The 6,174-nt window shown below is 55.6% G+C and carries 5 protein-coding genes, 1 pseudogene and 1 other annotated feature; of the genes and pseudogenes, 2 read left to right on the top strand and 4 right to left on the bottom strand.

The window, feature by feature from the left end; all coding sequences use genetic code 11:
- Positions 1–110 precede the first annotated feature (110 nt).
- From htpG to dnaX, 4 genes are all read right to left on the bottom strand, one after another.
- A complete protein-coding gene (gene htpG / locus BBW68_RS14330) occupies positions 111–1,982 on the bottom strand; it encodes a molecular chaperone HtpG (protein WP_070135866.1) in 1,872 nt (623 codons plus the stop codon).
- A gap of 107 nt (positions 1,983–2,089) precedes the next feature.
- Positions 2,090–2,695: a recombination mediator RecR gene (recR, locus tag BBW68_RS14325; protein ID WP_070135865.1), complete on the bottom strand. Its 606-nt coding sequence runs from the start codon at positions 2,693–2,695 to the stop codon at positions 2,090–2,092.
- Positions 2,695–3,024 (bottom strand): YbaB/EbfC family nucleoid-associated protein, encoded by a 330-nt coding sequence (locus BBW68_RS14320; RefSeq protein ID WP_070135864.1) that lies wholly within the window; start codon positions 3,022–3,024, stop codon positions 2,695–2,697. The genes recR and BBW68_RS14320 overlap by 1 nt, the downstream gene beginning before the upstream one ends.
- Before the next feature lie 51 nt (positions 3,025–3,075).
- A complete protein-coding gene (dnaX, locus tag BBW68_RS14315) occupies positions 3,076–5,013 on the bottom strand; it encodes a DNA polymerase III subunit gamma/tau (RefSeq protein WP_070135863.1) in 1,938 nt (645 codons plus the stop codon).
- Positions 3,679–3,740: a sequence feature (DnaX frameshifting element), on the bottom strand. Its footprint overlaps the gene before it by 62 nt.
- A gap of 257 nt (positions 5,014–5,270) precedes the next feature.
- Between dnaX and BBW68_RS17220 the strand changes: the two are divergent.
- Positions 5,271–5,750: pseudogene (locus BBW68_RS17220) on the top strand (IS3 family transposase); the annotation flags it as partial.
- A gap of 73 nt (positions 5,751–5,823) precedes the next feature.
- Positions 5,824–6,123: an IS3 family transposase gene (locus BBW68_RS14305; protein WP_070133583.1), complete on the top strand. Its 300-nt coding sequence runs from the start codon at positions 5,824–5,826 to the stop codon at positions 6,121–6,123.
- The last annotated feature ends 51 nt before the right edge of the window (positions 6,124–6,174 follow it).

The raw sequence follows: 6,174 nt of genomic DNA, 5'->3' as shown, positions 1-6,174 counted from the left end.
ATCTTTGCAACAGTGCCGTCGATTGCGGGTTGATGCTGGCTCGGGCATGCCCGACCCGTACGGTGATCTGCGTAGGGGCGAGGCATGCCTCGCCCATTGGACCGTGGCGATTACCCCAGCAGCAGCTGGTTCATGCGGCGGATAAACTGGTTAGGATCGTCCAGCGTGCCTTTCTCGGCGAACAGCGCTTGGTCCAGCAGCAGCTCGACCCACTCGGCGAAGCAGGCTTCGTCCTGCGTATCGGCAGCGCGTTTTACCAGAGCGTGATCTGGGTTCAGCTCGAACAGATATTTCACTTCCGGCACCTCCTGGCCAGCAGCAGCAAACAACTTCGCCATCTGGGTGCTCATTTCGTCCGCTTCGGTGGTGACAATCGCCGGGGTGTCGGTGAGACGATGTGTCAGGCGCACCTCTTTCACGCGCTCACCCAGCAGCGTTTTCACGCGCTCAACGAACGGCTCCAGCGCTTTCTCCGCTTCTTTCTGCTCTTCAGTCTCTTCATCGACCAGTTTGCTCATCACGTCATCCGCTTTGCTCACCGACTGGAATGACTTACCGTCGAATTCAGTCAGATAGCTCATCATCCATTCGTCGATACGGTCGGAGAGCAGCAGCACTTCGATGCCTTTCTTACGGAACAGCTCCAAGTGCGGACTACTTTTCGCCGCGGCATAGCTGTCGGCAGTGATGTAGTAAATCTTCTCCTGCCTCCCTTCCACCATGCGGCTGACATAATCTTCCAGCGACACGGTCTGCGCCGGGCCTTCGCTGCTGGTGCTGGCAAAACGCAGCAGTTTGGCGATGGTCGCCACGTTGCCGCTGTCTTCTGCCGGGCCTTCTTTCAGCACCAGACCGAACTGCTGCCAGAATTTCTGGTATTTCTCTTCATCATCCTTCGCCACTTTCTCCAACATCTGCAGGGAGCGCTTGGTCAACGCGCCGCGCAGGGTCTGCGTGATGCGGCTGTCCTGCAGGATTTCACGCGAGACGTTCAGCGGCAGGTCGTTAGAGTCGATCAGACCTTTGACGAAGCGAAGATAGTTCGGCATAAACTGCTCAGCGTCATCCATGATGAACACGCGCTGCACGTACAGTTTCAGGCCGTGCTTGTGATCGCGGTTCCACATATCCCACGGCACCTGCGCCGGGATGTAGAGCAGGCTGGTGTACTCCTGCTTGCCCTCAACGCGGTTGTGGCTCCACGTCAGCGGGTCGGTATAGTCATGCGCGACGTGCTTGTAGAACTCTTTATATTCATCTTCTCTGATGTCAGACTTATTACGCGTCCACAGTGCCTGCGCTTTGTTGATCTTTTCCCAGGTGGTGGTGTTGTCTTCTTCGTTATGGGTTTCAATCTCTACCGGCAGGGCAATATGGTCGGAATACTTGCTGATAATGCTGCGCACGCGCCATGCATTGAGCAACTCATCTTCGCCTTCACGCAGATGCAGAGTGATTTCCGTGCCGCGATCTTCTTTAGTGATGTCGGCGATGGTGTATTCGCCCTGACCAGCAGATTCCCAGAACACGCCTTCATCGGCGGCTACGCTGGCTGCGCGGGTGCGGACTGACACTTTATCGGCCACGATAAACCCCGAGTAGAAACCAACACCAAACTGGCCGATTAGATGGCTATCTTTTGCTTGGTCTGAACCCAGTGACTCGAGGAAGGATTTGGTGCCTGATTTGGCAATGGTGCCAAGGTTTTCAATCACTTCGTCACGACGCATCCCGATACCGTTGTCGCTTAACGTCAGGGTGCGTTTTTCCTTGTCGACCGAAACCCGTACGCGCAGCTCGCCGTCACCTTGGTAAAGATCCGGAGTGGATAACGCCCGGAAGCGCAGCTTGTCGGCGGCGTCAGAGGCGTTTGAGATCAGCTCACGCAGGAAGATTTCTTTATTTGAATAGAGGGAGTGGATCATCAGGTGCAGAAGTTGTTTTACCTCTGACTGGAAGCCACGGATCTCTTGTCCTTTCATGGTTATTGCTACCTCAACTAAAAACAGGTTGATGAACGTTGAGGATAATAAGTGGGGGGATATTTGGCGATTTCAAGACGGCACAATCAACTCGTGCCGTTGATTGTTCAGAATTTAATCTTGAGGCGCCCGGCAAGAGAGTGCGACAGCGTGGTGCCGTCGACCATTTCCAGCTCGCCGCCCACTGGCACGCCGTGCGCGATGCGGCTGGCGTCCACACCATACTGTTCACACAGGCTGGCAATGTAGTTGGCGGTTGCTTCGCCTTCCACCGTCGGGTTGGTGGCGAGGATCACTTCCTGAATTGACTCTTTTCCCAGGCGTTGCTCGAGGCGATCGAGGCCAATATCATTAGGCCCGATGCCATCCAGTGGCGACAGGTGGCCCATCAGCACAAAGTAGCGCCCGGCAAACTGCCCAGTCTGCTCAATGGCGTGAATATCTGCCGGGCTCTCCACCACGCAGATCAGGTCGTTCTGCTGACGCCGGGGATTGGCGCAGATAATGCAGGTTTCCTGCTCGGTGAATGTACGGCAGTCGGCACAGTGGCCAATTTCCGACATCGCCCGCGTCAGGGCCCGCGCCAGTCGCATACCGCCACTGCGGTCGCGCTGTAACAGCTGGAAAGCAATGCGCTGAGCCGACTTCGGCCCGACGCCCGGCAGGCAACGCAGCGACTCCATCAGTGCTTCAAGGAGCGGGCTGGTTTGCATCAGAATGGCATCTTGAAGCTAGGTGGCAGAGACATTCCGCTGGAAACGACCGCCATTTTCTCTTTCTGGGTTTCAGCAACGCGACGTGCGGCATCGTTGAATGCCGCAGCAATCAGGTCTTCCAGCATGTTTTTATCATCTTCTAGCAGGCTTGGATCCACTTCCACGCGACGGCAGCTGTGCGCACCGTTGATGGTGACCTTGACCATGCCTGCGCCAGATTCACCAGTCACTTCCATCGCAGCGATATCTTCCTGCACCTGCGCCATTTTGTCCTGCATTTGCTGGGCCTGCTTCATAAGGTTGCCCAATCCGGTTTTACTAAACATAAGTTCTCTCTCTTCAGCTCAGGCCATATCATCACGTGATAATGCAGCGGGTTAAACAGGTCGGATACTCTTTTCGTCTACGTCAGCGTCAAAAAATCGCTGCAGCGTCTGTATATGAGTATCCGTGATAATCGACTGACGCGCCTGCGCCAGTTTCTCTTCGTAAATTTTCTGCCGCCACTCCAATGGGGTCAGCACCTCCGGATTATCATCTTCCACCACGGTTAATTCAATGGGGTTCGCGGTGGCGGCATTCAAGGCATCATTCAGCGCTTTTTGCGCCGAAGGGGAGTTTAAATGACGCTGGCTGGAGCGCAGATGCAGACAGATGCCGTTTTCGGTCGGTTCTTTCCAAGCATTGAGCGCCAGCTGCTGCACCAGTTTTGGCATCGTAAGCGCAGCGATCTCGGCAGCCCAGACATCACGCTGTAAGGATTCAGAAACCAGCTTCGCCACCAATTCCGGATGTTTTTCCAGCTCAAGTGCGGTGCGCAGCGCTTTTGGCGTGGCGACTTTTTCCGTTTTTACTTCTGTCGGATTAAGCGCTTTCCAGCGGTAAACCTCTTCCTTTACTGGTGCGGCGGGCTCCGTTGCGGCCTGCTGCAGGCGTTGCTGCCCGCGTTCGGTAACGGTGGCTAGGCGCTCCAGTGCCGAGCTTGCCGACCGCGCCCCCTGCGCCGCCGGCTCACTCTTTTTTGGCTTACTCGCCCTCTGATGGCGCAGCAGCTGCGTACGCGCCTGCAAGAGCTGGCTGGTGGTATCCGGTAATCCCTGCGGTGGCGGGGGCTCCACGGTATGCGCCGCAGGCGGGCTGGATGGCGGCACGGCATCCGATGCAGGCATAGCCACAGCGGTAGCCTGTGGCGTCATAGTCGGGCGCGCAACCGGTTCAGTAATCACCGCTTTCGGATGAAAAGCCAGCGCACGCAGCAGCGACATCTCGACGCCCATACGGCGATCCGGTGCCAGCGGCAGCTCTTTGCGCCCCATCAACAGCGTTTGATAATAGAGCTGCACATCCGCCGGTGGCAGCACCCGCGCCAGTTCACGCAGCCGCTGTTCAATCGCGGCCATGTCATCACCGAGCGCTGAAGGCAGCAGCTGGATCATCGCCACGCGATGCAGCAAGGTGAGCATCTCCACCAGCAGCGCTTCCCAGTCTACGCCGCGCGATGCGGCCTGAGTCAACAGCGCCATCACCTGTTCACCGTCGGCATTGACCAGCGCTTCAATCAGCGCCAGCGGCTGCTCGTCGTCAAGCGTGCTGAGCATGTCATTCAACGTGGCGGTGGTCACCTGCCCCTGCCCCATGGCGATGGCTTGATCGGTCAGGCTAAGCGCATCGCGCATACTGCCGTCGGCGGCACGCGCCAGCAGCTGCAGTGCTCGGGTTTCCGCGGCAATTTGTTCAGCTTTCAACACGTGTTCAAGCTGGCCGCAGATTTGCTCCTGATCGAGCGCCTTGAGGTGAAACTGCAGGCAGCGTGACAGGATGGTAACCGGCAGCTTTTGCGGGTCGGTGGTGGCTAATAGAAATTTGACGTGTTCCGGTGGCTCTTCCAGCGTTTTCAACAGCGCGTTAAAGCTGTGGCGCGAGAGCATGTGAACTTCATCGATCAGATAGATTTTAAAACGACCCTGGGCCGGAGCGTACTGGACGTTATCCAGCAGATCGCGCGTGTCTTCCACTTTGGTGCGCGAAGCGGCATCGATTTCAATCAGATCGACAAAGCGCCCCTGTTCGATTTCACGGCAGTTGTCGCACTGCCCGCACGGGGCGGCGGTTATGCCGGTTTCACAATTCAGCCCCTTTGCCAGCAGGCGGGCAATGGTCGTTTTACCGACACCACGGGTGCCGGAGAAAAGATAGGCGTGATGGATGCGGCCAAGCGACAAACCGTTAGCCAGCGCGGTTAGAACATGTTGCTGACCGACGACATCATTAAACGTTTGCGGACGCCACTTGCGGGCCAGTACCTGATAGCTCATTAAGACTTCATCATTATTTTTTAGTAGAGGGTAAACCTAAACAGTGAGAAACCATAGTTTAGCCTGTTAACGTATATCGGCAAAAACGGCCAAGTTAGCGGCAGTTCAGCGGATTAAGGAACTGTACTATAACAGATGGCCTAGCTGTCGCCATGCTGTTGACCGCTTTATTTTGTCTTCCTCCCCTCATAATTTTTATCCGTCCTTGTGGTTAAAAATTAGACTATCCCCCCTGAATCTCCAGACAGTTGGTATTACTTAAATTTGCGATGAAGCAAATTAAAGAGCTGCAGCGCCTACTGGGCAAGAAAACCATGGAAAACGAGCTGCTAAAAAGAAGCCGTTGAATATGGCCGACAAAAAGTAGATAGCGCCCGTGCCCTTGTTGTCGGAGGATGGCGAATAAGTCTCGTCAGTCGTTGCTTTCGGATCTCACGTGCGCCACTGCATGCCATGGCCTGTCGGTCGAAGAACTGGCAGGATCGTCGATGGAAGCGCAAGCCTGATGATACGGAAGCGCTGGAGCGTATCCATACCGTTATCGGCGATCTGCCTACATATGGTTATCGCCGGGGTGGGCACTGCTGCGCAGGCAATCTGAATCTGACGACATGGCCGTTATTAATGCCAAACGCGTATACCGAATAATGCGTCAGAATGCGCTGCTGCTTGAGCGTAAACCTGCAATACTTCCCTCGAAACGGGCGCATACAGGGAAAGTGGTCGTTGGAAAAAGTGTAGTGGCACACTGATACTGGCCACCTGATCGGAAGGTGATATTCTCACCTTCCCAACACCACAGGTGACCCAATGGCTAAACATTTCACGCCAGAATTTAAGCTCGAAGCGGCGAAGTTAGTTGTCGACCACGGCTATACCTACGTTAAGGCCGCAGAGGCAGTTAACGTAAGCCATTCGGCTATCCCCCGTTGGGTGAATAAGCTGCGACTTGAGCGCCAGGGGAAAACGCCCGCCGGGCTTCCTCTGACGCCAGAACAGCTCGAGCTGCGTGAGGCGAGGAAGAAAATACAACGCCTTGAAATGGAGAACGAAATCCTAAAAAAGGCTACGGCGCTCTTAATGTCGGACGCACTCAACGGTTCACGGTAGTCGACAGGCTAAGAGCGAGGTATCCGGTCGCTGCGTTGTGCCAGACTTTTG

The organism is Candidatus Erwinia dacicola (assembly GCF_001756855.1).
Classification (GTDB): domain Bacteria; phylum Pseudomonadota; class Gammaproteobacteria; order Enterobacterales; family Enterobacteriaceae; genus Erwinia; species Erwinia dacicola.
This window is presented reverse-complemented; position numbering and strand designations above follow the sequence as displayed.

Excerpts from the sequence above, each read along its gene's own strand:
- htpG (WP_070135866.1), bottom strand. The coding sequence starts at position 1,982 with ATGAAAGGACAAGAGATCCGTGGCTTCCAGTCAGAGGTAAAACAACTT.
- recR (WP_070135865.1), bottom strand. The coding sequence starts at position 2,695 with ATGCAAACCAGCCCGCTCCTTGAAGCACTGATGGAGTCGCTGCGTTGC.
- BBW68_RS14320 (WP_070135864.1), bottom strand. The coding sequence starts at position 3,024 with ATGTTTAGTAAAACCGGATTGGGCAACCTTATGAAGCAGGCCCAGCAA.
- dnaX (WP_070135863.1), bottom strand. The coding sequence starts at position 5,013 with ATGAGCTATCAGGTACTGGCCCGCAAGTGGCGTCCGCAAACGTTTAAT.
- BBW68_RS14305 (WP_070133583.1), top strand. The coding sequence starts at position 5,824 with ATGGCTAAACATTTCACGCCAGAATTTAAGCTCGAAGCGGCGAAGTTA.